This is a genomic window from Streptococcus sp. HCA-5024 (assembly GCF_037890265.1).
In the GTDB taxonomy this organism is placed as follows: Bacteria; Bacillota; Bacilli; order Lactobacillales; family Streptococcaceae; genus Streptococcus; species Streptococcus lingualis.
Window position 1 is genome coordinate 23601 of the sequence record NZ_JBBKBR010000005.1, and the last position, 25591, is coordinate 49191.

Genomic DNA, 25591 nt, shown 5'->3' on the forward strand with positions numbered 1-25591 from the left:
GTGGTATCATATACATATAGAAACGCTGTGGTGTACGACTTCACACTTAAGTGTTGACCGACTATTTTTTGTATTATTAGGGAAACAAAAGACTTCTGGCAGTATGCAGGCCGTTTCACGCGGAAGCAGCTAAGTCAGAGCGAGTTGCCCACCTGCTTAATTGCGCGGGTTCAATACAAATCGTGAAGTATCGGCACCAATACAGCTTTTTATATTTGCCTCCTTAGCTCAGTTGGTAGAGCAGTAGACTCTTAATCTATGGGTCACAGGTTCGAGCCCTGTAGGGGGCATCTACATACAACAGGAAAAAGCCTTGATTTACAAGGCTTTTTTGTTTGTCTATAACTGATTTGCCCCATCATTTGCCCCACATTTTTTTATGAGCAATCTTTCCAGACATCTCTGATTACGAAAAACAAAAAAGCTATCCTACCTTTGCAAATTTGGATAAGATAGCAGAATATTTTAATGCAACTCCAACCCAACTATTTGGAACTAGTAAAGAGATTGAGTTAGAAAAGAGTGTTCTTGAATCTAATGAATACTCTGATAAAGTAAGTGAGATTTTAAAAGCTGTCAAATATATCGAAGATTTTCTAGAAACTGATGGACAGTACTTAGAGGATTTACTTTACTTAACAAGAGGCAACCAACTATACACAGAAGATGGAGATGAGTTGTATATTGATCCAACTTCTCAGAAAAGAACACTTCATAACCAATATGAACCTGGTTTTATTGAAGCAAGGGATAAATCTCCACTAGAGCTCTTAATTGAAAATAAGGAGCTATTAGATTAAATAAAAAAAGCGAGGATATCCTCGCTTCAGATTGAAGTTAAAATCTTTAGAAGACACTTTTATAAGGACTTTGTCTTAAATCTGTGAAAAGGAGTGAAAACTCCTTTTCTTTTTGTAAGTCAGACTGAAACTTCCAAATTGTTTATTTATTTTATTGACATTTTCTATAAAAATAAGTACAATAGTTTTATTAACAAACTATACTATATAGGGGGTATTGAAATGAAATTTTCTAATCGTTTACTGCTATTCCTTGCAGGAGTTGTTTTTGTCCTTTTAGGACTTTTCCTATTTACAAACCCAGTAGCTAATCTTGTTGCTTACAGCTGGTGGATTTCATTTGGTTTACTGGTTTCTTCTATAGCAACTATTTTAGGCTATTTCTCTGCACCAAAAGAGCTTCGCTCACCTGTTTATCTTTTCCAAGGATTTGTTAGTCTTCTCTTAGCTCTTTACCTCGTTGCTTATGGCTTTGTGACCCTGCCGGTCGTCATTCCGACCATTGTAGGAATTTGGTTAATTGTAGAAGCCATTATTGCTTTCTTTAAAGGCAATCGTCTAAGATTGATTTTCCCTATTATTGGTAGCAATATCACGTGGGTAGCCTTGCTTGAATTTTTACTAGGTCTAGTGATTCTGTTCAATCCAGTGGCTACAGGTGTCTTTGTCGTTTATGTCATTGCCTTTTCATTTTTAGTTACTGGCTTCACCTACATTATTGAGGCCTTTCGTAAATAGTCTAGTTGCTATTTCTATCGCATTCAAAAAAGCTGGGAAATCATATTCTCAGCTTTTTTGTCTCTTTAATTATCACTTTTTCGCATTCCATTCTACGTAGAAATTTGTTTTTCCATTTTATTCTCCAATTTGATCTCGCACTGACATTTATTTATAACAAAACTATATATCTAGAATAGCATAATCATTAGGTATTATAGGTTTTCAAACAAAATACGAGTCATTCGTTTTTGCCCCGCTTTTGCCCCATTTTTAAATCCTGACATTGAAAATACCTAAAAGTATTTCCCTAAAATCAGCTATATTTCAACATTTTTGTTTATTTTCAATATGAAAAGTTCTTACAAATCCATGTAGGGGGCATTTTTTTATGCACAAAAAGCCTTGAAAACCAAGGCTTTTTTGCTTGTCTTAAGAGCATTTGGCTCATATTTTTATATACTATAATGTAGCGTACGAAGTTAAATCATTCTGCACCATTGTTATTCCATTTATAATAAAAAAAGCACCTTTGAACCCTAGCAAACATTTGACAGCTCTTCACCGAATCCGCTATGATAAGGGTACTTGAAATTCCAAGTTTTCGTTGCATCTTAAATGTAAGGAGTCCAAAATGAAAATCTATTATTCAAAATATGTCGGATATGGCTCTCTGGCTTTTGCCTGTGCGCTCTTTATCCACTTAGCTTTTTTATCGATCCTAGGTTTTGAGGGGTTTCCAAAAATCACTTTTATCACTCTCATTCAGATCCTTTTATTGTTGATTGCGATCTATGCAACCATTGCTGGGATCAAAAGACTGACCAGTCGTCAGATCGCCTTTGAGCTGACTTCTGATGGGATCCATGCTTATCAGGGAGTGATTCTGACAAAAGATATCTTTATTCCCAAGGAAGATTTGCTGAGTGCAGCCTATAAAGTGGTTGATGTCAGTGACCCGGATCACCAAAATAGTAAGAGTTATTTCATCGACTTTCAACTGAGGGACAATACTACACTAGAAAATCTCTCAAAATCCAATACCATCATTGATACAGAGCACCATACCGTAAAACTCTTCGTCAATCTTTGTAAATTTAAGGAAGAAGATTGGCAAAACCTATCCAAGTACTTGACGGACGAATACCGAATAACCGTTTTATAGCAAAGAAAAGAGAGTGGGACAGAAATCGGTAATTCGTTAGAATTCGATTTCGTCGTCCCACCTCCGCACAGTTGAGTAGGGCTGTAAAAGCTGATGAAATCAGCGTAGTAGAGCCCACTCAACCACTGCGTCTTGCTCGACAATCCAAAAACAATTGAGAGGCTAGGACTTTTGTCCCAGCCTCTTTTTAACTGCTCTTAGTTCCCCATTTCCCCTTTGGGTACGAGCAGATAGAAAAATAGCAAATTCAATCCAAATACGGCAACAAAGAGCGCTATTTGGGTGGCATCAATCGTTTGTTTCTCAGTCAAATCTTGGATCAGCTTTGTATAATAATAGCCTGGGAAAACCCGTTGTAGCTTGCCAACCAAGTCCATAAATCCTCCACTTGCACCAAGCGCATCAAAGGGAATAATGGTCATGGCTGCTAAAATAATAACTGGAAAGCCAATGGTATCAATCGTCTTGGCATCTACCCTCACCCCAAGTACAAAGCCAATCACACTAAAGTAGATCCCCATCAAAGATAAGAGGAAAAATTGTACCAACAGGCTAGTCGTCACTGGAAAGTGAAAACCTAGGACAGCAACTACTAGCACCGCTAAAAAGATCAGGCTGTTCAGAATCAGTTGTACAATCGATTGATCCCATAAATAGTGCTTGACGCTATAGTTTGTAAAGCGGGATTCAAAAGAATAAAAACCGATATCTGAGGCGATTCGCTTACTAAAAGTTGCAAGGCTATTGCCAATGACCCCGATAAATACAGCAATGCCTAATAAAATACTTGGTGAAATCCCTTTTTGAAGCTGATAAAAGAAGATATACCAGCCTATGGGTAAAATAATGGTGAATAATACAAAGCGCTTATTTCGTAAAACTTGTTTTAATTGAATCTTTTTCATGCTTGTTCCCTTCCTTTATTCATCTCTTCTCGGAAATACTGCTCAATGGTTTGACCAGCCTGGTGAATGTCCTCAACAGCCTTTGTTGCAGCAATTCGACCCTCTTTTAAAATCAGGACTTTTGTAAAAAAGGCATCAATTTGGTTAAAATCATGGGTCACCACAACAGATGTAAACTCTTGCTGCTCCAGCAATTTCCAAAAGTTATCCACTGCTTCCAAGTCCATCCCAGTCGTTGGCTCATCTAAAAAAATCAACTTTGGATGATTCAAAATAGTTAGCAACAAGGACAAGCGTCTCTTTTGACCACCAGAAAGACTTCCCACCATCTGCTCTCTAGATTCTCTCAATTCAACCATCTCTAAGAGTCCATTGATATCAGCCTGCTTCAGCTGATTCATCCGACTTTTTAATTCGACAAATTCAGCAACGGTTAGATCCTCGATGAGCAGATCCCCCTGAGGCATCATCCCAATCTCTCTTTGAAAATCAAGCGAAGTCTTTATCGTCCCCGAATCAGCCTGGAGCTGTCCAGCGATAATGTTGAACAGGGTGCTTTTACCTGCTCCATTATTTCCCAGCAAGGCAATTTTGTCTCCTTCTTCTATCGAAAAAGACACCCCCTTTAATACAGCTTTCTCCTTAAACGATTTTGTAATAGATGCTACCTGAAACATAGGATCCCTCTTTTCTTATTGATCTTGTGTCCATTATACGTCAAAGAGAAAGCCTTGGAGGCTCTCTGTCAGAATCTGTCAAAAAATCGTCGTGAATGGTCAAAAAAGAGGCTGGGACAAAAGTCCTAGCCTCTCAATTATTTTTGGATTGTCGAGCAAGGCGCAGTGGTTGAGTGGGCTCTACTACGCTGATTTCATCAGCTTTTACAGCCCTACTCAACTGTGCGGAGGTGGGACGACGAAATCGAATTCTAACGAATGACCGATTTCTGTCCCACTCTCTCTTCTATTATTCCTTCCAAAAGGTCAGGCTCTGGGTAAATCGGTAGTTTGAACTCTTGGTAGACACTGTCGTTTTGGGATACTTTTCCAGTAATTGTTGGATCTTGTACAAGCCAAGACCGCGGCCATCTCCTTTACTCGAGTAGTCCTTTTCAAAAATTCTCGCTAACTCTATTTTTTCAGCTTTTGTACTATTTTCAACTATTAAAATAAGGGAGTTCGTCTCCTGAAGCATGGCAAGGGTCAGCTGTGGGTCCTCTGATTCGAGACTCGCTTCAATAGCATTGTCACAAAGGATGGATAAGAAGGTGATGAAATCTAAAACCTCGATGAATAAATCTCGAACAGGTTCATCGATCTCGACAGAGATCCCAATCCCTTTATTTTGAGCCTCCAATAATTTTGCGGACAGAACACTTTTTACAGCTGGATTTTCAATGTGACTGAGTTTGGCAATATCAAACTTACTATCGTAAAATTGTTGGCCACTCTCTCGAAGAACGTTCTCATAGACTTCCCTGATCCCCTTGAGATCTTCATGCTCAATACTTAACTTGAGACTGGTTAAAATATTCAGGTAATCATGACGAAAGGCACGAATCTCCCCATAGAGCATTTCGACGTGTTGGCTATAGGTGGCTAACTCCTGCAGTTGCCTATCTTTTTGCTCTAGAATCTCTTGTTTCAATCGTTCTTTGGACACTGCATTGAAATACAAGAGCATCATAAAAAATAAGATCAAATAAATACTATTTAACTGTTCCCGTAAAGCATCTGCATGCGGAATAGCATCCTCAAAAACCACCAGACCTACAACACTGACTAAATACACAAACATAGAAAGATCCATTGGAAGTAAGAAACGATTAAAATACTGCCGTTGAAACCCTACTTTTAAATCTGTAAAATCTAGTTTTAACAATTTAGTGATTCCTATATAAACAGGAAAGACCAGCAATTCAAGTAGAGCATCATACCAGCTGACAGATGCCTCATGAACAAGTACGATCCCTAACATTGGAAAGACATAAAAGGCTAAGAGACGCGCAATGAGACTCTCCATGACAACCGGGTAGAGCCCGTAAAAAATATTCAAAAGGTGTCGTATGTTACGATTTCGGTAGAAACTATAGGCAATAAATACTAAGAAATAGCCAAAAAAGCCTACCGGTGGCACAAGGGTAAAGATAATTGCAAAGAAGAAGGGGCACAAAAAGAGCCAGCGCAAGGTGAACTCTTGTCTACTGATATGACGATAGATCAGCATGCTGACGAAGAACTTTAGGTAAAATATTAGAACATCTAACAGCAATTCTTTCTCCCTCTATTTTTTCAAAGCTTCCAGTAAGCCTCTGTACTTGGTCCGTGAGATCAAGCAATTGTCCCCATTTTCAAAAAAAGCTTTCTTGGCTTCTTTATCAATCTTCGTAATATTTTGCGGATTCACCACAAAGGAGCGGTGGCACCGATACAAGCGGGGATCTGCTTTTTCGATATCGGTAATACTAGCGTAAAATTCCAAGCGCTCTTCCTGGGTGTGTAAAATGACCTTGTGAATGGTTGGAGACGTTTCAACATACAAAATCTTATTAAAAGGAACTTGTACACGCGCCATCGCACTCTCAAACGTAAAGGCATCTTGCGCAATCGTGGTCCCAGCTTGCTCCAAGGTATAATCGATGGCTGAGCTGATTCTCTCTTTGAACTCTTCCTCACCCAGCGTTTTATCGATAAAATCCAAGGCAGCTACTTTGTACTGAAAGGTAATGGGCATGAATTCAGAGTGAGTGGTGACAAAGACAATGGTCGCATGGGGATCTTTCTTACGAATCTCTTTTGCGATCTCCAGTCCTTTTTTCTCCTCACCTTTAATCTCGATATCTAAAAAGAATAGGTGATGGGCGCCTCTCTCTGTGATAGCATCCAGCAACTGACTTGACTTCCCAAACACTTCTGGCGCTTTGCATTGCAAGGATTTTTGACGGATGAGATCCTGCAAGACCACTTCGATACGCGATTGTTGGATCCATTCATCTTCTAACACAAAAATCTTCAACAAAGTCCTCACTCCTTCCCCTCTACGAATATGTTCTATTTTACCATAAATGATGCCTGCTAAGCCACTCTTTCAAAGGAGACTCAAAGGCCTTCTACTTTTTTTCTTAACAAAAAAACTCTCCCGGAGGAATCCGGAAGAGCTTGCGCAAGGGGAATTTGAAAAATATTTTTTAATATGAAAAAGGTCGATAAAATCTACGCTATGTTCAAACTCTCATTTTACTAGCAGCGATATTACGATCAAGTTTTATTGTCAATAGACATGTATGTGGGAAGTTCTCCCCTTGCAACAATGTAGACCTGTGATCTACTCTTACTAGTATACACTAGAATTATTACAAAATCAGTTAATTTGTATTGCAATTTGTTGGCAAATATTCCTCCGCCCGAAAACCCCGCAAACACCGGATTCCCAAGCATCTACGCAAGTCCTCTTTAATTAGTATTTATCATTTCTGTTACAAAATTTAAAATAAAAATATTATTCCACAACACATGAAAATTCCAAAGCACGATAAAAAAGGAGGAACGATATTTTCCTCCCTTTGAGCTAGTAAGACACTTCGGTAAGGCACCATGGTGCTTGCCGTAGTCTAATGAGGTGCTTCAGCACCCATTAGACTAAGTGTCTTACATCATCCCACCCATCATGCTTGGATCCATTCCTGGTCCTGCTGGGGCTGCTGGTTCTGGTTTGTTGGCTACGACTGCTTCGGTCGTCAAGATCAGACTCGCTACGGAAGCGGCGTTTTGAAGGGCTGAACGGCTCACTTTAACTGGGTCGATGATTCCTGCATCAATCATATTCACCCATTCACCTGTTGCAGCATTGAAACCTGTTCCGACTTCGGCATTTTTCAAGCGATCAATCACAATAGATCCTTCGTAACCGGCATTGTGAGCAATTTGGCGCACAGGTTCTTCCAAAGCACGAAGAACGATATTGCGTCCGGTTGCTTCATCTCCTTCTAATTCAAGGGCTGCGACTGCAGAGATAACATTGACAAGAGCTGTACCACCTCCGGCAACGATTCCTTCTTCAACGGCTGCGCGAGTCGCATTAAGGGCATCTTCGATACGGAGTTTCATTTCTTTCAATTCTGTTTCTGTTGCAGCACCAACCTTGATCACGGCAACACCACCAGACAATTTGGCCAAACGTTCTTGTAATTTTTCACGGTCAAATTCAGAGGTTGTGGTTTCGATTTGTGACTTGATGACCGCCACACGGTTAGCGATCGCTTCTGGGTTACCAGAACCTTCGACAATGACGGTACTGTCTTTATCGACTGAAACTTTAGCTGCTTGACCAAGGGCTTCAATGGTTGCATCTTTCAATTCCAAACCAAGATCGTCTGTAATGACTGTACCACCTGTCAAGATGGCAATGTCTTCTAGCATGGCTTTGCGGCGATCACCAAATCCTGGTGCCTTAACAGCTACGACATTAAAGGTACCGCGGATCTTGTTCAAGACAAGTGTTGGAAGAGCTTCGCCATCGACATCATCTGCGATGATCAAGAGTGGACGGTTGCTTTGAAGAATGCTTTCCAACAATGGCAAGATTTCTTGGATATTTGAAATCTTCTTGTCAGTAATCAAAATGTATGGATTTTCAAGGTCTGCCACCATTTTTTCATTATCAGTGACCATGTATTGTGAGAGGTAACCACGGTCAAACTGCATGCCTTCAACGACTTCCAGTTCTGTTTCCATTCCACGAGACTCTTCAATCGTGATGACCCCATCTTTACCAACTTTTTCCATGGCTTCAGAGATGTACTCACCGACTTTTTCAGAACGAGAAGACACAGCAGCTACTTGAGCAATGGCTTCCTTGCTTGATACTGGGATCGCATTGTTTTTCAAAGCTTCTACTGCTGTTGCAACAGCGGTCTCGATCCCACGGCGGATGCCAATTGGGTTAGCACCTGCAGTGACGTTTTTGATCCCTTCACGGACGATAGCTTGAGTCAAGACCGTTGCGGTCGTTGTACCGTCACCTGCGATATCATTGGTCTTAGAAGCCACTTCTGACACCAATTTAGCACCCATATTTTCAAAATGGTCTTCCAATTCAATTTCTTTTGCGATGGTCACCCCATCATTTGTGATCAAGGGTGAACCAAATGATTTTTCAAGAACCACATTGCGCCCTTTAGGGCCCAACGTAACTTTCACTGTATCTGCTAAGACATCGACACCACGGACCATTGCAGAACGTGCATCAGATGAAAATTTAATATCTTTTGCCATTTCTCTTACCTCTTTCTTCTCTTACTCTACAATTGCAAGAATGTTTGCTGTTCCAACGATGGTGTAGGTTTCTTCCCCATCTTTCACTTCAATTCCTGCATGGCTTTCAACCAAAACGTGGTCTCCTGCTTTTACAGCTGGAGCGATGAGTTCACCACTTAGGGTACGCACACCTTCACCAACGGCAACCACTTCAGCTGTTTTTGTATCGGCCTTGCTCGCACCTGCGAGGACAAAACCTCCAACAGTCTGTTCTTTTTCTTCTACTTTTAAGACCACACGGTCTCCTAATGGTTTTAACATGTTCATTCCTCCATACGTGTTTTTAGCACTCTCTATACACAAGTGCTAACTTATGTTTCTATTGTATCACTTGGTCAGAAATAGTCAAGAAAAAAACACCTCAAAAATAAATGAGATGTTTCTAAAATATCAATTTAAAATTGTCAATTTTTGATTGAAATCATCGATCACTTTTTGAAGATTGATCCGACCGCGGTAGATGCCATATCCAAAAACAATCATGCCTAAAATTCCAACCAAGGCTAGTAAAATCCCGAGGATCAAGAGTGGGAGGAAACTTTTGTGAAAGAGATAGATCAATACCACACCAATACTGGCAATGATAAAGAGTAAGCTGAACCAACGACCAAGGTTTTCAAGCATGTGGCGTTGGTACTTGATTTCTGTTTCATATCCATTGACAAGTTCTTGTTTTGTAACCATGGGATTCCTCCTGATAAAAATTGAGAATGAAGTGCAAATAAAGGAGGTCCATTCACTTCATTCTCAAAAACTCCTACTAGCAAATTCGTTTTTTCTTGACCTTAGTATTTAAGATGTGGGTCAAAGATACCAAGGGCAACACCGATCAAAGCCACTACAACGAGAAGTAACATGACTTTGTTTGGTGAAATTTTTTTCTTAGACATCAACCACCAGCAAAGAGTGATGAAGGCTGCTGTCAAGAGACCTGGATAAACACCATCGATCTTTTCTTGGATGTTCAAGAAGACTTTTCCTTCAGAATTCTTGAATTGAAGGGCTGTTGTAACAGATACCCAAGTAGCTGCTACGGCACCGATAACCATACCACCGACAACGCTGATCGCTTTACGAAGAGCTTGTCCTTTTGGTCCTACAAGGAATTCAACGGCTTTATCCCCTAATTGGTAACCTTTGAAGAAGGCAAAGCGCATACCAAAGTAGACTAAGAGGTTCCATACGACGATGTAGAAGAGAGCACCAGCGACGTTACCACCTTTAGAAAGACCAAGGGCAATCCCTAAGAGAACTGGAATCAAGGTACCAACGACCAATGAGTCACCAATACCAGCGATTGGTCCCATCAAACCGGCACGCATACCGTTGATGGTTTCGCCATCTACTGCATCTCCGTTTGCACGCGCTTCTTCCAAACCAGCTGTGATCCCTACAACAAGAGATCCAAGTTGTGGTTCAGTGTTGAAGAAGGCCGTATAGGTTTGCATAGCATCCTTTTGTTCTTCTTTTGTGTCATACATTTCTTCTACGATTGGAAGCATAGAAGTCAAGTACCCGAAGGTTTGCATATGTTCTTGAGAGAAACAAGTCAAATGACCATAATACCAATGATGGAATGCTTTTGCTAATGTTTTCTTTGAAATTTTCTTTCTATCAGCCATTTTAAATATCCTCCTCATCATCGTCTTGGTCCACCACTCCGGCTGGAGCAGCTTTCATCGATTTGATCACTTCAAGTTCATAGTAGATTACTGCAAAGATTAATGAAACAACGGCACTGGATACCAAGTTCAATCCGAGAGATTTTGCCAAGGTAAATCCAACAAAGAATGGAATGAAGTCAGTTGCTTCTGTAACAATTTGTTTCAACAAGATGGCAATACCGACACATGGGAGAAGAGCACCGACTGTAAAGAGGGCTTTCATCCAGTAACCATCCATAGGAAGGTATTGTTTCATCAAATCAACCATGTTTTCACCGTATTTGGTGATAATCATTGTTGGAAGGAAAGAGAAGAGGAAGTGAGAGATCCAAGGGTAAACCCAGTCAACTGCGTAGAGTTTTTTGAAGTTTCCTTCTTCAACGGCTTTCCAACCAATGTGTTGCCAAACCAAGTTCATAGTAGCGGTACCGTAGAAAAGAACTGTACCAATTGTCCCAACGGCTGCACCGATTGGAGCTGCAGCTGCGGCGATTCCTGCTTCATCTGTGATGTTATTAGCATGCACAAACAAGATAGCAAGAGGAACACCGATGTAAGAGATGGCACGCACATCGGCAGATACGGTACCACCAGGTGTTACCAAGGCGATATAAACGACTTGAAGGGCAACCCCGACCATAATACCGGTTGTCACATCTCCAAGAATTAAACCTGAAATCAACCCACCGATCAAAGGACGACCGAGTGTATAGTTCCCGATACTGGAACCTCCCATACCAGGCATTGAAGACAAGCTGGCGAAAATACCAAGCAAGATTGCTTGAATCCATGAAATTGTCATAACAAACGCTCCTTTTGTTTGTAAATTTATTTACCTAACAGATCAGACTGTTAGTTTTAAAAACCAAATTTTGATTTGAAATCATCCCAATACCCGATGGAAACATCTGGCAACAATTGGAATTTCACCTTGTAGCCTGCTGCTTGAATGGCTTGGAAGGCTTCTGCTTCTTCCTGAGTGATGGATTGGTTATTTCCCAATTTTACAGCTCCAGGACGATCATTTGCAGGGCCAACAATGATTTCTTTAACATCACCTGGGACAAACCCTTGGTCGACCAAAATTTCCTTCATATCGATTGGATTTTTGGTAATCAAGAAGTAACGACTATCTGATTCTGTTACTTTTGCTGATTTTTCTTTAAAAGCTTCCTTTGTCCATACAAAGGTTTTCTTGTCTGATGCGCCTTTGTAAGCTTGGATCAAAACCTTGTTTGATGCTGCTGCATCATTTACGGCAATCAAACCATCACATGGTTTTTCCTTTGCCCAGCGTGTGACTGTTTGACCGTGAATCATGCGGTCATCAATCCGTACAAATGTTACTACCATAAGGTACCTCCCTATTAAATATCGTCATCATCTTCTTCAGCACCAGCGGCTGAAATTTCAAAAGGCTGTAGTGCAGATCGTGCTTCTGATAAGATGGTGGCTGACAAATCGTCTCCATCCAACACATCCTTCATCACAACTGCCGTCAAGGCCATGGTGAGGTTCATCCCACCAAGAATCAAGGCTCCATCGAGCTTTCCAGCTTCTTCTAGAACCGTGGCTGCAGTGGTTAATGGACTACCACCTACGATATCTGCCAAGACCAAAACAGAATCATCAGCTGTCAATCCTGAAATGCTCTCTCTGAAATCAACTGCGAAGTCATCAACTGATTTTCCTTCTTTGAGTCCAACTGCGATGACCTGATCCAACTTGTCACCAGCAAACATGGCTAGTGATGTTTTTAGACCTTCTGCCAGTCCGCCATGACTGACCAAAACGAGGTATTTCATTTTTCTACGCCTCCTTTATTTGACTCTATTGTAGATTATTTGAAAGCGTTTTTACATTGTCAAATGTCACATTCCTAATATGACATTTAGCAATAAAAAAATGACATCTGTCACTTGACAAAATGCCATCTTATTTTACTCTAAACTCCTACCTGTAGACTACTCTCAATCTCCCTCTGAATTTGAGGCAAGCGGTTCTCGACATCCTGATCGCGCAAGGCATTACCAATCAAGTAGTCTAGCTTTTCTAACACCTCTTTTGAGACATTTTTCGGACTACTTTCAACAGCTTGTTCCATGATGCGGTTCAAGGTCTGATTGGTCAAGGAATCTGTTCCAAAATCATCCACCTGCAGAAGGTCTTTACTAGAGCGACTCTTGACGACCTGTGGCATGACAGAGATCCCTTGGGATTGAGCAAAGAGGGTTTGTTGAATTTCTGGATCCTCTGTTAAGAGTTGCATCAATTCCCAAGCCAACTTGGAATGAGAACTCCGAGCTGACATAGCAAAAGAAGTCGTCGTGACTAAGGTTGCCTTGGTCGTTTTTGACTTAGCAGGCATCGGGATACAGGTCCAGGTGAAGTTTGAATATTTTGAAACGTGGTAGGGATAAGGTTTATAGGTCCGATATTGGGCCAAGGTCATGGGATAGAAGGCGACTTTCCCCTGGTCAAAATCTTTAGAGCTCACCTTGTAATTTTTATTTAGATCTTCCAATTTTTGCAGAAAAGTCAAAGACTCTTTCACTTCTGGAGCTGTCAGCTTGAGCATGCCACCTTGGAAGAGATGACCTCCATTTGCCGCCAAGGCTTCTTTCCAGGTGTATTCTGTGCTTCCAAATTGGTCCAATTGCCCATCTCCATTGGTATCTTTGGTTAGTTTCTTGCAAATCGTATAGAACTCTTCAAGGGTCCAGCCTTCTTTGGGAACCGCGATACCTTCTTTATCCAAGAGATCTTTATTGACACACATCAAAATCGGATTGCTTTCATAAGGTAAGGCATAGGTTTGCCCCAGATAGACACCGGATTCAAAGGCAACGGGATAAAAGGCAGCTTGATCTTTTCGATCCATATAGCCGTTTAACTTTTCTAATACGCCCCGCGCTGCTAATAAGGAAAGATCTTGCTCAGAGACCATAAAGACATCCGGTGTCTTTCCTGAGACAATCTTTTCAGAGAGCCAGTCTGAATAATCTGACTGCGGAATCCCGTTTTCATACTCTACACGGACGTGGGGATGGGACTTTTCAAATTTTTCAATCGCACGATCCAAGGCATGGGAACGTTGACTGGTCGGCACATCCCAGCTAGAACCTGCATAAACGCCGATATGGAGTACGGTCGGTTGCTGTTTCCACCAATAGAAACCCGCGCTCGTACAGAGCACAACAAGGAGACCGATCCCCCAACAAAGATGCTTTCGCTTCAATTTCATTCTGTATTTCCTTTAGAAAAATCACGTCTCGTCACTCCTGTTTGGACTGACCAGATCGCTAATTGCGTTCGATCTCGTAGGTTTAATTTCGCCAAAATCGTTGATAAGTAATTGCGCACGGTTCCTTCTGATAAGAAAAGTTTGGCCGCAATTTCTTTATTGGACTCCCCATAGCCGACTTCTTGGATAATGCGCCATTCCGTCGTGCTCAAATCCTTGACATTGTCCTCATCCACAGCAATAGAGAAGTTGGTTTTGGCCATTTGTGAGAAAATTTGAAAGACTTTACTAGCGATATTCGGGTTGATCATGGCTCCGCCTTGATACACCACCTTAATCGCTTCATAGAGTTCCTCTGTCGAGGCTCCCTTTAAAAGATAACCTGAAGCACCATACTTGAGTGCACTATAGATAAATTCATCATCGTCAAAGGTCGTTAAAATAATAATTTTGATATCCGGATAGTGCTCTTTGACTTCTTTTGTCGCCAAAACCCCATCCATGCCTGGCATCCGAATATCCATTAAGATCAGGTCAGGATGTGTCTGTGGAATGCTCGACAAGACATGATTCCCATCTTCCACTGTGGCCACCACTTCGATATCGGGGTGGGCTGACAAAATAATTTTCAGAGATTCTCGAATCAAGGCCTGGTCATCTGCCACCATTACTTTTATCACCATCTCTATCTCCCTTCTTTATATTTCGGTAAACTGACGCGCGTGAAAAATCCATCGCGACTTTCAAATTGAAGCTGTCCTCCTAGGATGGAAATGCGCTCCATCATCTGCTTGAGCCCATAGCCATAGGTCAAGGTTTCAAACCCAACCCCATTGTCCTGCAACTCGATCAGGTAATCTTCTTCATTCTCAAAAAAATGAAGGCTCATCTGACTGGCATGACCGTGGCGAACCGCATTGGTCATAGACTCTTGGATCACACGAAAGATCGTATCTTCAATCATGACGTCCATATCGACATCGACCCATTCATAGTGTAAATCAACCTGCAAGTTAGAAAGCGTCTGGTACTCGCGGATCATCTTTTCCAAAGCATCTTTGAGGGTTCGTCCCTCAAGGGCACCTGGACGGAGGCGGTTAAGAGAGCCTCTCACATCTTGAATCCCTTCCCGGACAACTTCTGATACGCTTTTTACCTGCTCTTTTGCCCGATTGGGATCGATATCAATCAAGACTCCGACAGCATCCAGCCCTGCCGAGATCCCTGTTAGAGCATGCCCCAAGGTATCGTGAATCTCCCGAGCAATCCGCTTACGTTCCCGATCTTCTGCAATTTTCTCAGACAAGGCCATATAGTTGTTCAACTCCGTATTGACCTTCGAAACCATGGCCAACTCTTCTTCCACTTCGTGGTTTTCCGCAAGGACATTCATAATATAGAACAAAAGCGAAATAATGAAGAGCACCATATTCAAGGCATAGAGGGAATTCTTCAAGAAAAAGGCCAGAATCCGAATGGAGGCAGGATAAAAATGAATATAGACATCAAGAGAAGGTATCGGAAAGAAAAGCGAAAAGACGTCTGAATTGGTCACAAGGAGCATCAAGAAACTTACTAGGATAAAGGCAAACCAATACTTGCGGTCTCGCTTGGTATTCAACTCTTTGGAACCATAGAAGATATCCGCAAAAACCAATAGAATAAGCCCGTTATAAGCTACATTTTGGACCCACATCAAGAGCAACATCAGGAGGATCTCCAGAATGTTCCACTTATCAAAAATGGACCATCGACTCGTTTGAGACCGGTAACGACTCATGGAGATCAAGGCAATTCCAGCAAATAAGAGCGCAGACAACCAAAAAGTTGTAGAGGGCGCAAAAGGAATACGCTCTAAGCGTTCTACTAATAGAGAAGCTTGCCGTTGGGCAATGATATAGTTGGTTGCTTGAAGATAGATGATACTGTTGAGCATCACAGCGATAAAATTCACGACCATCAGGATGGCCAAACTGTATCTCACACCTCTAAATTTTCTCATTACTGCCACCCATTCACATCAAAGTGATCGATGTTTTCCTTTGTCATCATTTGCACCGGAATGGTTATCTCTTTTTGGTAGCTTTTCCCAGCCGTCATATCTTGGATGACCTCCATCACGCGGTCTCCCATCTTCAACGGAGACTGGGCAACGGTTCCTACGACATCATCTGTCGAGTGTAGCAAGGCTTTCATATCTGGTGAGCCATCAATCCCATAGATCGCAATGGGATGGGTGATTCCTTGCTCCTTGATCGCTGCTAAAGCTCCTATAGCTGAACGGTCATTCAAGGCGACTAGAGTATCGACATTCCCCCCTGACTGCAAAAACTTACGGACAGCGGGCATGGCGATCTCCGTCTGACCCTTGGTTTCTAGTTCCGAGATGATCTGATAAGACCCATGTCCTTTGATGGTATCCTTAAATCCCTGAATCCGCGTATCTGCCGAAACAGTCCCCTTATGCTCCAAGAGAAGGATCCGAGCATTTGAAGAGCGTTTCATCAACTCTTTCGCAATCAAGACTCCTGCTTGGTAGTTGTCGGAGACAATGCTGGCATCCGGCTTAAAATGCTTGAGCTGGGTATCAACTGCAATGATCTTAATTCCTTGTTTTCTAGCTTTTTTAAGAGCCCTTAAAATGGGCTGACTATCCCCTTTGACCGGATTAATCACAATCACATTTACTTTTTGGGCGCAAAAATCATCGATCTGCTGGCTCTGCCTTTTTTCATCCAATTCCGGATCTCGAACAGATACAAGAGCCCCTCTCTCATCGGCAATTCGACTAATTTCCGAATGAATACTTTTATAGAACTCATTGTTCATGGTCATATAGGTGACACCGATCTTGGTCTGATCCTTGATGCTACTGGTTTGACAAACGGCATAGATCCACAAGAGGAGGCAGGCCACTGGAATCACCAGTAGAACCCGTTTTATCAGCCATTTCAACCGTTCATTTCTATCTTCTTTTCCTTTCAAACTCCGTTCCTTTTCTGAAAATTTTGAATATATATTACTTTATTTTACTACTTTTTCAAGATAAATGCTGGCTTTTATTGTACAGATGCATATTTTTGCTTTATTTTTAAAAGACTAGTTTCCGAATGAAATCCCTACCAAGTATCAAAAAAAGCTGGTCTATAAACGAACCAGCTTTCTTTTTTGTTTCTAAAAAGGAAGATCTTCCTCTTCTAAGATGATATCGGCTAAATCTCCCGTTCCACCATTTTCACGCATCGCTCGCTGAGCGCGACTCTCTAGCAACTGAAAACTTTGGCAGAGGACCTCTGTCACATACTGCATGACCCCATTTTTCTCGTAGCGGCGTGTCCGAATCTCTCCATCCAAAGAGATCAAGCTCCCTTTACTGGCATAACTAGCCATGGTTTCAGCCAATTTCCCCCAGACAACCACATTGACAAAATCAGTCTCTCGCTCCCCGTTTTGGTCCTTGTAGCGACGATTGACCGCAACGGTCACTCGGGCAACGGATTTGTCTGTGCTGGTTTTATGCAATTCTGGGGCCGCTACTAGGCGACCGATTAAAATAACTTTATTATACATCATTTACCTCCTATCTATTTATTCGAAAAAATTTCAAAAAATGGAGGTGACAAACCAAAATCAAAAAAATCTAGGATCCAAAACATCCTAGATTCTTCTCTTTATTCGTGCCAGTGACGAGCAGGATCAAAAGGTGTCCCTGCTACTTCTGCATCATCCAATTCAATAATGCCTCGTTTTTGAGGAGCATTTGGCAAGTGCAATTCACGCGGACTGCACATCATGCCATAACTTTTTTCACCACGAAGGGCCCCTGGGAAAATCAAGCTGCCATCCGGCATCATAGCACCTGGAAGAGCGACAATGGTCTTTAGACCCACCCGCGCATTTGGAGCTCCAGCTACGATCTGAACCGTCTTATCTGGTCCAACTGCTACTTGGCAGATATTCAAGTGGTCACTATCTGGATGGGCTACCATTTCAAGGATTTCTCCCACCACAAATTTTGGTTCCCGATCATTGACTAAACGTTCTGCGAAGCCTTCTCTTTCCAATTCTTGGTTCAAACGAGCTACTTGCTCATCTGTCAAAAAGACTTGGCCCTTGCCTTCGATGGCGAAGAAAGATGAGGCATCAAAGATATTCCAGGCAACGGTTTCTTGGTTGTCCTCACGGTAAACACGAGCCACTTTTCCTTTTCTCTCCACCGCGAGCTTGGCTTCCCCACTATTTTTCAGGGTCAACATCAAGACATCGCCGACTTGTTCTTTGTTGTATGTTACAATCATGATTTTCTCCTATTTTAATCCTGCTAAGAATGCTGTAATCTGCGCTTTAGTTTTCCGATCCCGATTGACAAACCGACCGATTTCCTTATCCTTTTCCAGAACCACCAAACTTGGGATCCCATAAACATCCCAGACTTTCGCCAGATCCATATAGGCATCGCGGTCAATCAAGATAAAGGTAAATTCGGGATTTTCAGCCTCAATCTCCGGCAAAAAAGGTTTGAGGTAACGGCAATCCCCACACCAATCTGCTGAAAAGACAAACACTTTCTTGCCCTCTTGCTCTACATAAGAAGCAATTTCTTCTAGAGAATTTGGTGTAATCATAGTTTTTCCTCTTCGTAATGCAAGAGACCATCCTCATAGACAAAGCGGTAATGGCGCTCATCTTCAAAAATGACACCACCTACTAAGCGCTCTTCACTAGACTCGTAGAGTTCCACATACAGAGTCGCAATCGTCCCCATGGCTTCCATTTGCTCCCGTACTTCTGCTACCAACTCTTCTTGGGTACGGAGACGCTTTTGATCTTTGGCAATTTTATAGACACCGGCCGCAAGAGCTCCTGCACTTGCTACAGCCAGACTAGACAAAATAATTTTTTTAGCTTTCATAGTGCCTATTGTAACACAAAATAAGCAGAGGGACAACGGTCTAAGCTGGATCTCTCCCTCCGATTTTAGAGTCTGATTTCCATAATAACGCTACCATCCTTGTAGAAAAAGTGATAAAATAGCATCAGAAAGAAGGTAACCTATGACTGATTTATTTTCTAAAATCAAAGAAGTAACTGAAATCCCTGCTATCTCAGGTCATGAAGCTCCTGTACGGGATTATTTGCGCCAACAATTGACCCCTCATGTGGACGAAATCGTGACAGATGGTCTCGGTGGGATCTTTGGGGTCAAACACTCAACGGCAGCCGATGCTCCTCGTATCTTAGTGGCTGCCCACATGGACGAAGTTGGTTTTATGATCAGCGAGATCAAAGCTGACGGAACTTTCCGTGTTGTCCCAATCGGAGGTTGGAACCCGATGGTCGTCAGCAGCCAACGCTTCAAACTCTTTACACGTGACGGACGTGAATACCCTGCTATTTCAGGATCTGTTCCTCCTCATTTGACACGTGGAACAGGTGGACCAACCGTACCTGCCATTAGCGACATCGTCTTTGATGCAGGCTTTAGCTCTAAAGCCGAAGCTGAAAGCTATGGAGTCCGTCCTGGAGATACCTTGGTCCCAGATAGCTCTGCGATTCTTACTGCTAATGGTAAAAACGTCATCTCTAAAGCATGGGATAACCGCTACGGCGTCTTGATGGTCAGCGAATTGGCCAAGAGCCTTTCCGGACAAGCCTTAAACAATGAACTCTATGTAGGGGCCAACGTTCAAGAAGAAGTGGGACTTCGTGGAGCCCACACTTCAACCACTAAATTTGATCCTGAAATCTTCCTTGCTGTAGACTGTTCGCCAGCAGCCGATGTCTTTGGAGACCAAGGAGCGATTGGGGAAGGAACACTGCTTCGCTTCTATGATCCAGGTCACATCATGCTACCAAATATGAAGGATTTCTTGCTCACTACGGCTGAAGAAGCGGGCATCAAATTCCAATACTATTGTGCCAAAGGTGGTACCGATGCAGGTGCAGCACACTTGAAGAACGGCGGAGTCCCATCAACCACTATTGGTGTCTGTGCACGTTACATCCACTCTCACCAAACCCTCTATGCCATGGATGATTTCTTACAAGCGCAAGCCTTCTTACAAGCATTGGTTAAGAAATTGGATCGCTCTACAGTTGATTTGATCAAACACTATTAAACAACATCGATCTGAAGCCCCGTAAGGGGCTTTCAGATCGAGGATAAAATCCTCTTAAAAACTTTCCTTAGGTGAGTACGGACGTCTGCGAACTTCTCCGAAGTTCCAAGACTAATTATTGAGCCTGAGGTCTCAATAATTCCGAGTGCCTAAAACTGAGTCGTTTCAGGCACTTTTCTCACAGCGGAAAGTTTAAGTGCACCCTGCAATGACCTTAATAGACTACCTCATTTTATTTGTTTAGCATCACTTAGGTCATTTTATGTAAAAAATATGCCTGAACAATCAAATTCTATGATGTCTAACCTCATCTTAGGAAAGTATCTTAGAATATTTTATCTTCCATCTGTTTTCTGATATAATATGAAAGAATGAAATGGTAGGGAACGGAACACTCATCCTTGGATTTGTGTGGCAGACCCTTCCCTTATATACAGGAGTTTTACATGAAAAAACAAGCTTTTAGTTCTGAAAAGTATTTGAACTTGCAACGTGACCACATTATTGAGCGGATCAACCAATTCGATGGCAAGCTCTACCTTGAATTTGGTGGTAAGATGTTAGAAGACTTTCACGCTGCTCGTGTCCTCCCTGGATACGAACCAGACAATAAGATCAAGCTGCTCCAAGAATTGCGCGACCAGGTGGAAATTGTCATTGCCATCAACGCCAACAACATTGAGCACTCAAAAGCCCGTGGGGACCTAGGAATTTCTTATGACCAAGAAGTGCTACGCTTGATCGACAAATTCAATGAATTAGGGATCTTTGTAGGCTCTGTCGTCATCACCCAATATGCTGGACAAGCAGCAGCAGACGCCTTTCGCAAACAACTGGACAAGAGCGGGATCGCCTCTTATCTCCACTATCCGATCAAGGGCTATCCGACTGATATGGACCACATCATCTCTCCTGAAGGGATGGGGAAAAACGACTACATCAAAACTAGCCGCAATTTGGTCGTTGTGACAGCTCCTGGACCTGGTTCTGGTAAGCTGGCAACGTGTATGTCCAATATGTACCATGACCAATTAAATGGGATCAAATCAGGTTATGCCAAGTTTGAAACCTTCCCAGTATGGAATCTTCCTTTGCACCACCCAGTTAACTTGGCTTATGAAGCAGCGACTGCAGATCTAGACGATGTCAATATGATCGATCCCTTCCACCTCCAAACCTATGGAGAAACAACGGTCAACTACAACCGCGATATCGAAATCTTCCCTGTCTTGAAGCGCATGTTGGAACGCATCTTAGGAACCTCCCCTTACGCTTCTCCAACAGACATGGGCGTCAACATGGTTGGCTTTGCCATTGTGGACAATGACGCTGCGATTGAAGCTTCCCAACAAGAAATCATCCGTCGCTATTACCAAACCATCTTGGATGTCAAAGCTGAACGTGTCGGTGAAGGAGCCGTCAAGAAGATTGAGCTCTTGATGAATGATTTGGGCATTACTCCAAATGATCGGAAAGTGACCGTGCTTGCCCGCCAAAAAGAAGAAGAAACAGGTGAGCCAGCCTTGGCCCTTGAATTGCCAAACGGCGAGATGGTAACCGGAAAAACCTCTGATCTCTTTGGTCCAACGGCAGCCCTCTTGATCAATGCGATCAAGAAATTGGCGCATATTGATAAAGAAACCAAATTAATCGAGCCAGAATACGTCCAACCTATCCAAGGCTTGAAGATCAATCATTTGGGTAGCCGTAACCCTCGTCTTCACTCGAACGAGATCCTCATTGCCCTTGCCATTACAGCCATGAGCAACGAAGATGCTAAGCTTGCTATGCAAGAATTAGGCAAGTTGAAAGGCAGCGAAGCCCACTCAACCGTGATGCTAACAGACGAAGACAAGAATGTCCTTCGCAAGCTCGGTATCAACGTCACTATGGACCCTGTCTACCAATACGATCGCTTGTATCGTAAATAAACTCAGACAAACAAAAACAATCCCTGCTCGAGGGATTGTTTTTTTATAATGCAAAGAAGAGAAACTATTTGACAGCCTCCCATAATTGGCGAATGGGCTTTCTTTGAACAGGGTCCACAAAATGAGGAGCAATTTCATTCAAAGATTCTAGGACAAAGGCACGTTCTGCCACATAAGGATGCGGTAAGATCAAGCTCGGACTGTAACAAATGGTGTCCTCCATGTAGAGCAGATCTAGATCAATCACACGTGGCCCCCACTTGACCTCACGAACACGTCCCATTTCCTGCTCAATGGCAAGTAAGGTCTCTAATAAATCCTCTGGGGTCATCCAGGTTTCAACTTCTGCCACCTGATTCAAAAAGGTGTCCTGCTCCACTCCTCCCCAAGGTTCTGTTTCAATCCTTGTGGATGTCTGAAGAAGGCGAATGCCTCGATCCTTGAGTTTTTCTAGCGCCGTCTCTAGTTGCAGTTGTTTATCTCCCATATTGGTGCCAAGCCCAATAAAGGCCCGTTTTTTCTCCCGTTCAATTGTCACAGAACAAGTCTCTAATGGCAAGGGAACAGGAGCCCAGGGCTTTTTCAACTCCAGACGAACTTTTTCTACAAAGGCATAGCTTTCGAAAATCTTTTGCACCAATTGAAAGGCCACCGTTTCAATCAGATCGATTTTTTCTGCCTGCATCCACTCGGTCAATTGTTCCGCTAAGATCCCGTAATGGATCGAAGCTTCCAAATCACCTGTGCGGGCAGCACGGGTCATTTCATAATCCACCCATAGGTCTAGGACAAAGCGTTGTCCCAATTCTTTTTCTGCTGGAAAAACACCATGATAGGCGTATACCTCTAAGTCCTTGATCCGTAATTGATCCACTCTCTTCACCTCTTATAGCCAGCCATTAGTGGCCCATGAGTTTATAGGCTTCATTTTTCAAGTCTTTATCTGTCGCAAGCAATCCACGCGCAGCAGTTGTCACTGTAGCAGTCCCAGGTTTACGGACACCCCGCATGTTCATACACATATGTTCTGCTTCTACCCAGACAAGGGCACCTTGCGCTCCAAGATATTCCATCAAGGCATCTGCGATTTCTACCGTCAATCGTTCCTGAATCTGTGGTTTTTTAGCATAAACTTCGACCGTACGAGCCAGTTTTGAAAGCCCAGCAACACGGCCATTTGGAATGTAGGCAATGTGCACTTTTCCATAAAACGGCAAAAAGTGATGCTCACACATGGAATGGAAGAAAATATCCTTCTCAACCACCATATTGTTATCAATGATTTCAAATGATTTAGACAGGTGCTCTTCTGCCGTCTGTCCTAGTCCTGAAAAGATTTCTTGGTACATCTTTGCAATGCGGGACGGGGTTTCTTGAAGCCCTTCACGGTTCTCATCTTCACCGACTGCCTCGATAATCATTTTTACTGCTTCTTCAATTTTCTTTGTATCCATATCATCTCCTAGTTGGATTTTTCTGTTTTTAATAAATAAGGTCGTACTTGGCTAAGGAAATAGAGCGATCCTGTTACAATGAGGAGCTCATCATCTCCAGCTTGCCAGTTTTGTAAAAATTCTCGCCAGTTGACTTCCTCAAGCTGGTGGTGGTTTGCAGCAGCTGTCATCTCTTCTTGAGAATAGGCTCTTGGATCTTCAAAGGTCGTGAGGATCAAGCGACTATTTTCCAGTTCCTGCCACTGAATGAGCATCTCTTCTAAGGCTTTGGTCCGGATGCAAGTAAAAAGAATGGTCTTTTTTTGACTTGGGAACAGTTCTCGAAGACTTGCGATCAAAGGCGCAACGGCATGGGGGTTATGGGCCCCGTCCAGCAAGATCATGGGTTTTCGAGAGATCACTTCCATCCGACCAGGCCAGACAACCTGACGCAAAGCCTTATCTACCAACTCTTTTGACAAGAGTTCACGCCCTTCTCTTTCAAAAAGCACATCACAGATACTGATAGCAAGAGCTGCATTTCTGGCCTGGTGATGACCTAAGAGTGCTACTTGATAAGAAGCTGTTTCTCTTTTGGAACTGTGATAAGAAAAGGATTGGCCCGATAGATAAGAGGCTTCTAGCTCAACTTGGTAATCTCTGTCATAGGCTGTTATCGGTGCCTGCTCTTGAATCGCAATGCCTTCAATGACTTGGCTAGCTTCTGCTTCTAATTTCCCTAGAACCAGAGGAATTCCTGGCTTAATGATACCTGCCTTTTCACGGGCAATGGAAGCCAGATCTGGCCCAAGAAGAGCAACATGGTCCAAGCCAATCGATGTGATCGCAGTCAGAACGGGCTGGCAGACGTTGGTACTGTCTAGTCGTCCCCCCATACCGACTTCCATAATCACATAATCCAGCTCCTCATGAGCAAAATAATCATAGGCGACCGCCGTCATCACTTCAAATTCCGTCAAACCTTGAAAGATGTCTCTTGATTCTTCAGCTTCCAAGAGCCGTTGGTAGCTATCCAGATAGGTTTGCAGGTCTTGATCTGAAATGGCTTCGCCATTAATGGTGATCTGGTCATTGTAATGGATCAGATAAGGAGAGGTAAAGACTCCAACGCGTAAACCTGCCTGCCTCAAAAGTTGGGACAAGGTAGCAATGGTAGATCCCTTGCCATTAGTCCCCGCAACATGAATGACCCGACAGTCTAGGTGAGGATTTCCTCTCAACGCCAAGAGAGCTTCCATGCGCTCCAAGCCGAAATGTGGATCTTGGGAACGATAGGCTTCTAGCCAACGAAGATCCAACTGATGTTCTTTTGTCTTCATTTACTTGTATTGTTTTAAATTAGTATCTGCTGCCTCTTGGGCTTGGAAAATGGCTTGGCCCAGACTGGCTGCCATCTTGTGTAGGGGAATATCATGCACCCGCACCACTTCGACTCCTTGACTGGCTGCAATACTCGTCAAATGGCTCGAAGCCAGGTCCCGATTCCAAAAACCAGTCTCCGTTGCAGGATCTGTCTCAAATCCAGCTTCCTCAATAATATTGACCACAAAGCGTTTCCGAGAGACTCCAAGAAAGATTGGATAGCCCTTTTGGTGAATCGTCTCTAGCTCTTGCAATAAGAGTAAGTTCTCGCGCTTGGTCAACCCAAATCCGATCCCAGGATCCAACATAATACGATCCATCTGGACACCGGCTGCTTTCGCTACCGCAAGCGAGCGGTCAAAGAAGGTCCACATCAAGTCTTGAATCGGTTCTTGAGCCATCTGTTGAAGTTCTTGCTCTGAAAAGACTGGTTCAAAACCAAAACGTGGAAAGATAGTGGAACTTGGATGATGCGGTCTTGCCATCACTGGATTAAACATGAGAATAGCGCTCGCTTCATGCTCCACAACCACAGCAGCCATCTGAGAATCTCCAAGAAAACCAGTAATATCGTTGACAATATCAGCCCCAGCTTCGAGCGCCGCCGCCGCCACCTGGGACTTCCAGGTATCCACTGAGATCAAGACATCACTTTCTTTCCGAATGGCTTCGATCACTGGAACCACACGGTCAATCTCTTCTTGGATCTCTACATAATGACTACCTGGTCTGGTTGATTCTCCCCCAATATCGAGGATCTGAGCTCCTTCTTGGATCAGTTTTCTCGCCTGCTGCAAGGCTGCATCCACACTCGTATACTTACCGCCATCAGAAAATGAATCCGGAGTGACATTTAAGATCCCACAAAGAAGGGTCCCTTGGCCACTCAGCCATTTTTTATCAATCATTTTCGTT

The 25591-nt window shown here is 42.9% G+C and carries 28 protein-coding genes, 1 tRNA gene and 1 other RNA gene; 7 read left to right on the forward strand and 23 right to left on the reverse strand.

Annotation, left to right across the window (positions count from 1 at the left end):
* The first annotated feature begins 19 nt into the window (after window positions 1–19).
* From ssrS to WKT08_RS08020, 5 genes are all read left to right on the forward strand, one after another.
* Window positions 20–212: non-coding RNA, 6S RNA (gene ssrS / locus WKT08_RS08000), on the forward strand.
* Window positions 213–217: 5 nt separating this feature from the next.
* Window positions 218–290 (forward strand) — tRNA-Lys (locus WKT08_RS08005).
* 96 nt (window positions 291–386) lie between these two features.
* Window positions 387–800 (forward strand): helix-turn-helix domain-containing protein, encoded by a 414-nt coding sequence (locus tag WKT08_RS08010; protein ID WP_232672988.1) that lies wholly within the window; start codon window positions 387–389, stop codon window positions 798–800.
* 222 nt (window positions 801–1022) lie between these two features.
* A complete protein-coding gene (locus WKT08_RS08015; protein ID WP_195310556.1) occupies window positions 1023–1538 on the forward strand; it encodes an HdeD family acid-resistance protein in 516 nt (171 codons plus the stop codon).
* Window positions 1539–2151: 613 nt separating this feature from the next.
* A complete protein-coding gene (locus WKT08_RS08020) occupies window positions 2152–2682 on the forward strand; it encodes a hypothetical protein (RefSeq protein WP_031576222.1) in 531 nt (176 codons plus the stop codon).
* Window positions 2683–2879: 197 nt separating this feature from the next.
* Here WKT08_RS08020 and WKT08_RS08025 read toward each other — a convergent pair whose 3' ends face one another.
* The 19 genes from WKT08_RS08025 to WKT08_RS08115 form a co-directional block, all read right to left on the reverse strand.
* On the reverse strand, window positions 2880–3587 hold the full coding sequence (locus WKT08_RS08025) for an ABC transporter (protein WP_195189944.1): 708 nt from the start codon (window positions 3585–3587) through the stop codon (window positions 2880–2882).
* A complete protein-coding gene (locus tag WKT08_RS08030) occupies window positions 3584–4264 on the reverse strand; it encodes an ABC transporter ATP-binding protein (protein WP_049506162.1) in 681 nt (226 codons plus the stop codon). Before WKT08_RS08030 ends, WKT08_RS08025 begins: the two co-directional genes overlap by 4 nt.
* 289 nt (window positions 4265–4553) lie before the next feature.
* Entirely contained in the window at window positions 4554–5858 is a 1305-nt protein-coding gene (locus tag WKT08_RS08035; protein ID WP_340281295.1) for a sensor histidine kinase, read from the reverse strand.
* Between the two features lie 12 nt (window positions 5859–5870).
* Entirely contained in the window at window positions 5871–6605 is a 735-nt protein-coding gene (locus WKT08_RS08040) for a response regulator transcription factor (RefSeq protein ID WP_257738804.1), read from the reverse strand.
* A 629-nt stretch (window positions 6606–7234) separates the two neighbouring features.
* Complete coding sequence (gene groL, locus WKT08_RS08045; protein WP_003004647.1) at window positions 7235–8860, reverse strand: chaperonin GroEL; 1626 nt, start codon at window positions 8858–8860, stop codon at window positions 7235–7237.
* A gap of 21 nt (window positions 8861–8881) precedes the next feature.
* On the reverse strand, window positions 8882–9163 hold the full coding sequence (gene groES, locus WKT08_RS08050; protein WP_024055367.1) for a co-chaperone GroES: 282 nt from the start codon (window positions 9161–9163) through the stop codon (window positions 8882–8884).
* Window positions 9164–9292: 129 nt separating this feature from the next.
* Window positions 9293–9586, reverse strand: coding sequence for a hypothetical protein (locus tag WKT08_RS08055; protein WP_003004348.1), 294 nt, complete (start codon window positions 9584–9586; stop codon window positions 9293–9295).
* 101 nt (window positions 9587–9687) lie between these two features.
* Complete coding sequence (locus tag WKT08_RS08060; RefSeq protein WP_037585172.1) at window positions 9688–10542, reverse strand: PTS system mannose/fructose/sorbose family transporter subunit IID; 855 nt, start codon at window positions 10540–10542, stop codon at window positions 9688–9690.
* Entirely contained in the window at window positions 10526–11368 is an 843-nt protein-coding gene (locus WKT08_RS08065) for a PTS mannose/fructose/sorbose/N-acetylgalactosamine transporter subunit IIC (protein WP_003004789.1), read from the reverse strand. Before WKT08_RS08065 ends, WKT08_RS08060 begins: the two co-directional genes overlap by 17 nt.
* Window positions 11369–11424: 56 nt before the next feature.
* Window positions 11425–11919: a PTS system mannose/fructose/N-acetylgalactosamine-transporter subunit IIB gene (locus tag WKT08_RS08070; RefSeq protein WP_000261775.1), complete on the reverse strand. Its 495-nt coding sequence runs from the start codon at window positions 11917–11919 to the stop codon at window positions 11425–11427.
* A gap of 14 nt (window positions 11920–11933) precedes the next feature.
* Window positions 11934–12371 (reverse strand): PTS sugar transporter subunit IIA, encoded by a 438-nt coding sequence (locus tag WKT08_RS08075; RefSeq protein ID WP_340281301.1) that lies wholly within the window; start codon window positions 12369–12371, stop codon window positions 11934–11936.
* Window positions 12372–12511: 140 nt separating this feature from the next.
* On the reverse strand, window positions 12512–13810 hold the full coding sequence (locus WKT08_RS08080; protein ID WP_320909530.1) for an ABC transporter substrate-binding protein: 1299 nt from the start codon (window positions 13808–13810) through the stop codon (window positions 12512–12514).
* On the reverse strand, window positions 13807–14490 hold the full coding sequence (locus WKT08_RS08085; RefSeq protein WP_037585171.1) for a response regulator transcription factor: 684 nt from the start codon (window positions 14488–14490) through the stop codon (window positions 13807–13809). Before WKT08_RS08085 ends, WKT08_RS08080 begins: the two co-directional genes overlap by 4 nt.
* 5 nt (window positions 14491–14495) lie before the next feature.
* The gene (locus WKT08_RS08090) at window positions 14496–15812 is read right to left on the reverse strand and encodes a sensor histidine kinase (protein WP_314652441.1); all 1317 of its coding nucleotides are present in this window, start codon (window positions 15810–15812) and stop codon (window positions 14496–14498) included.
* The gene (locus WKT08_RS08095; RefSeq protein WP_340281309.1) at window positions 15812–16795 is read right to left on the reverse strand and encodes a substrate-binding domain-containing protein; all 984 of its coding nucleotides are present in this window, start codon (window positions 16793–16795) and stop codon (window positions 15812–15814) included. The genes WKT08_RS08090 and WKT08_RS08095 overlap by 1 nt, the downstream gene beginning before the upstream one ends.
* 189 nt (window positions 16796–16984) lie before the next feature.
* On the reverse strand, window positions 16985–17380 hold the full coding sequence (locus tag WKT08_RS08100) for a single-stranded DNA-binding protein (RefSeq protein ID WP_003004675.1): 396 nt from the start codon (window positions 17378–17380) through the stop codon (window positions 16985–16987).
* 101 nt (window positions 17381–17481) lie between these two features.
* Window positions 17482–18108: a YtpR family tRNA-binding protein gene (gene ytpR / locus WKT08_RS08105; protein WP_023919637.1), complete on the reverse strand. Its 627-nt coding sequence runs from the start codon at window positions 18106–18108 to the stop codon at window positions 17482–17484.
* Window positions 18109–18117: 9 nt separating this feature from the next.
* Entirely contained in the window at window positions 18118–18435 is a 318-nt protein-coding gene (locus tag WKT08_RS08110; protein WP_013904499.1) for a thioredoxin family protein, read from the reverse strand.
* Window positions 18432–18722, reverse strand: coding sequence for a DUF4651 domain-containing protein (locus WKT08_RS08115; protein ID WP_003004245.1), 291 nt, complete (start codon window positions 18720–18722; stop codon window positions 18432–18434). Before WKT08_RS08115 ends, WKT08_RS08110 begins: the two co-directional genes overlap by 4 nt.
* 142 nt (window positions 18723–18864) lie before the next feature.
* On the opposite strand from WKT08_RS08115, the gene pepA reads away from it, so the two are divergent.
* Window positions 18865–19929 (forward strand): glutamyl aminopeptidase, encoded by a 1065-nt coding sequence (gene pepA / locus WKT08_RS08120; protein ID WP_014712788.1) that lies wholly within the window; start codon window positions 18865–18867, stop codon window positions 19927–19929.
* A gap of 446 nt (window positions 19930–20375) precedes the next feature.
* The gene (locus WKT08_RS08125; RefSeq protein WP_003009791.1) at window positions 20376–21860 is read left to right on the forward strand and encodes a DUF1846 domain-containing protein; all 1485 of its coding nucleotides are present in this window, start codon (window positions 20376–20378) and stop codon (window positions 21858–21860) included.
* A gap of 64 nt (window positions 21861–21924) precedes the next feature.
* On the opposite strand, the gene folK is transcribed toward WKT08_RS08125, so the two are convergent.
* Genes folK through folP form a run of 4 tightly spaced genes read right to left on the reverse strand, consistent with a single transcriptional unit; the run spans window position 21925 to window position 25584 of the window.
* Window positions 21925–22734, reverse strand: coding sequence for a 2-amino-4-hydroxy-6-hydroxymethyldihydropteridine diphosphokinase (gene folK / locus WKT08_RS08130; protein WP_031572637.1), 810 nt, complete (start codon window positions 22732–22734; stop codon window positions 21925–21927).
* A gap of 25 nt (window positions 22735–22759) precedes the next feature.
* Window positions 22760–23314 (reverse strand): GTP cyclohydrolase I FolE, encoded by a 555-nt coding sequence (gene folE, locus WKT08_RS08135; protein WP_031572633.1) that lies wholly within the window; start codon window positions 23312–23314, stop codon window positions 22760–22762.
* An 8-nt stretch (window positions 23315–23322) separates the two neighbouring features.
* On the reverse strand, window positions 23323–24633 hold the full coding sequence (locus tag WKT08_RS08140) for a bifunctional folylpolyglutamate synthase/dihydrofolate synthase (protein WP_118397222.1): 1311 nt from the start codon (window positions 24631–24633) through the stop codon (window positions 23323–23325).
* Window positions 24634–25584 (reverse strand): dihydropteroate synthase, encoded by a 951-nt coding sequence (gene folP / locus WKT08_RS08145; RefSeq protein WP_201088970.1) that lies wholly within the window; start codon window positions 25582–25584, stop codon window positions 24634–24636.
* Window positions 25585–25591: the final 7 nt, after the last annotated feature.